The organism is Roseicyclus sp. (genome assembly GCF_052168335.1).
Taxonomy (GTDB): Bacteria; Pseudomonadota; Alphaproteobacteria; order Rhodobacterales; family Rhodobacteraceae; genus Roseibacterium.
On sequence record NZ_JBQLZP010000354.1, the window covers coordinates 1 to 2249 of the forward strand.

Annotated in this window: 3 protein-coding genes; 1 reads left to right on the forward strand and 2 read right to left on the reverse strand. The window is 72.6% G+C overall.

Annotated features, from left to right (window positions below):
* Positions 1-798, reverse strand: a 798-nt coding sequence (locus ACTS11_RS10930) for an alpha/beta hydrolase (protein WP_442640344.1), incomplete at its 3' end; no start/stop codon positions are given.
* A 122-nt stretch (positions 799-920) separates the two neighbouring features.
* Here ACTS11_RS10930 and serB point away from each other — a divergent pair.
* Positions 921-1796: a phosphoserine phosphatase SerB gene (gene serB, locus ACTS11_RS10935; protein ID WP_442640345.1), complete on the forward strand. Its 876-nt coding sequence runs from the start codon at positions 921-923 to the stop codon at positions 1794-1796.
* Here serB and ACTS11_RS10940 read toward each other — a convergent pair.
* Positions 1793-2249: Hint domain-containing protein (locus ACTS11_RS10940; RefSeq protein ID WP_442640346.1), on the reverse strand; the 457-nt coding region annotated here is incomplete at its 5' end. The two genes, serB and ACTS11_RS10940, sit on opposite strands and share 4 nt — an antisense overlap.

A 2249-nucleotide genomic window follows, 5' to 3' on the forward strand; every position in this document is an offset into this window, starting at 1 on the left:
ACCGAGAAGCCCCAGCAGGACCGCGGCCCCGATGGCCGCCACCGGGCCCCCGCCCCCCTCCATCCCGAAGGTCGCGTCGAGCCAGGCCCGCGCCTCGCGCAGCGCGGGCGGCGAATAGAGGACGCCCACGTGCTCCACCATCGGCGCGGCCACCGCGCGGCGGGCGAAACCCTCGCCGGGGGTGCCGACGGTCTCGCCCTCCTCCGCGCCGATCTCGGCCATGACGCGCACCGCCTCTTCGCGCAGCATCGCCTCCCATGCGCCGTTCACGATGAGGAGGTTGCGCGGCTCCTCCGCCGTCACGGCCTGCGAGAAGAGGGATACGCCGACGATCGCCTCGACGCGCGGATCGCGCAGCCCCTGCCGCACCACGATGTCGGACGCCATCGAATGCCCGAGAAGCGCCACGCGCGGTGCGGCACCGGTGGCGGCGAGCGCGGCATCGGTCACGCGCGCGGTCTCGTCCATCAGGAGGCGCGTGGTCCCGTCGACGGAGGTGACATCGCCCGACATCGGCACCGGGTTCCGCCCATGCCCCTCGAAGTCGAAGCTCGCCGTCACGTAGCCCGCCTGCGCCAGAGTGAGCTGCCAGGCCGCCATGAGCTGGCGCGAGCCGGCGAAACCGTGGGCGATGACCACGAGCGGCCCGTCCGCGCCCGGGCGCTGCATCAGCGTCACCGGGGTGGAGCCGGCCCGGATCTCGCGGATCTCGAGCCCGGCGCGCGGCCGCTCCAGAAGGACGAGGCCCGTGACGAGCGCGAGGACCGCCAGAACCCCGAGGATCGCCCGTCTCGCCAATGTCGTCTCCCTGCCTGCCTCCCGGACAAAGCTAGGCTTCGCCCCGGCCGTTCCAACCACATCGCGCTGGCCCTTGCCATGCGACCATGCTTTATGCCCGGAAACCGCGGACCGGATGCAAGATGCACACGATCACCCTCGTCACGAATCCCGCGATGTTCCTCGACCCCGCGCTGGTCGACAGCCTGCGCAACGCGATGGGGGGCGGAACGGCCGTCTGGCTCGACCCGCGCCACGCGGCGGAGTTCGAGGTGCCGAAGCTGCCGCGCGACCTCGACGGCGTCTGGCGCAGCCTCCAGGCCGAGGGCGTGGACCTCGTGGCGCAGCCCTCGGGCGATCGCAAGCGCCGGATGCTGCTGGCCGACATGGACTCGACCATGATCGGGCAGGAATGCATCGACGAACTGGCCGCCGAGGCGGGCGTGGGTGCGGCCGTCTCGGCCATCACCGCGCGCGCCATGAACGGGGAGCTCGACTTCGAGGGCGCCCTGACCGAGCGCGTGGCGCTGCTGAAGGGGTTGCCGGAGACGACGATCGAGACCGTGCTCGCCCGCCGCATCCGGCCCATGCCGGGGGCGGAGACGCTGGTGGCCACCATGAAGGCCAACGGTGCGCATACCGCGCTGGTCTCGGGCGGCTTCACCGCCTTCACCGAGGTCGTCGCCGCGCGCCTCGGCTTCCACGAGCATCGGGCCAACACGCTTCTCTCCGAGGGTGGGGCGCTGACAGGAAGCGTGGCGCAACCGATCCTCGGACGCGACGCGAAGGTGCAGGCGCTCGAGGAGATCTCGGCGCGGCTCGGCATCTCGGCGGGGGACGTGCTGGCCATCGGGGACGGGGCCAACGACCTCGGCATGATCGAGCGGGCGGGAACCGGCGTCGCCCTGCATGCCAAGCCCGTGGTGCAGGCGGCCGCGCCGCACCGGATCAACCACGGCGACCTGACCGCGATCCTGTTCCTCCAGGGCTATTCCCGCGACGAGTTCGTCACGCCCTAGGCGGCGAGGACACGCGCCTCGCGGCCGGTGACCTGCGGCCGGGCCAGCGGCTGGGCGCGCATCGCGTCCACGAGGTGCCGGAACCGCGCGGGGAGGGCCTTGCGGATCTCGTCCTCGTGGCGCTCGAGGCTGGTGGCCGGGAAATAGCTCTCCGACCAGGTGCCTGCGGTGCGGATGATCTCGTGCCGCTCGAGAAGGACGTGCAGGTAGGTGACACGACCCCGCGGCACCCGCGCGACGCCCGGCAGCCCCACGAGATGCACGGCGGAGACCAGCACCTCGGGCTGGCCGAAGTTCAGCTCGGCCTGCCAGCCCGCGACATGCATCCGGTGCTGCGGCGAGACGGCGAAGGCCTCGGTGTTGCCGAGCGCGCCCGCCTCGAAGCGCACCGGCGCGTGAGTGGCATTCGCGCGGAGCACGGTGCGCCCGACCCAGAGGACCGGCTGCGGCCCG

What these genes read in the sequence shown, in the direction of transcription:
- serB (WP_442640345.1), top strand. Translation starts at nt 921, where the DNA reads ATGCACACGATCACCCTCGTCACGAATCCCGCGATGTTCCTCGACCCC.